Here is a 257-nt window from a genome sequence, read left to right as displayed (position 1 = left end):
CTGATACACAAATGTACCGCCTAGGTGCTAACCACCAGCAACTGCCAATTAACCGTGCAAAAGTTGAAGTGGTTAACTACAACCAAGACGGCGCAATGAATATTGGTAACACTACAAGCAATGTGAACTACCAGCCAAGCCAAGAAAACGTAGCTGAAAACCCAATTGCACGTAGAAGTAACACAGAGCTAAAAGGCTTTGTACAACAAGCTGCGATTAAAAAACAGCAAAACTTCGCGCAAGCTGGTGTTATATAC

The 257-nt window shown here is 42.8% G+C and carries 1 protein-coding gene; it reads left to right on the top strand.

Translation table 11 applies throughout. The annotated features are described in order from the left end of the window. Positions 1 to 257, top strand: a 257-nt coding sequence (locus AAEY87_RS14150; protein ID WP_350657633.1) for a catalase, incomplete at both ends; no start/stop codon positions are given.

Source organism: Psychrobacter sp. S1-30-MNA-CIBAN-0213 (assembly GCF_040309845.1).
Lineage (GTDB): Bacteria > Pseudomonadota > Gammaproteobacteria > Pseudomonadales > Moraxellaceae > Psychrobacter.
The sequence above is the reverse complement of the archived record's forward strand: the minus strand, read 5'-3'. Positions and strand labels throughout refer to the sequence as shown.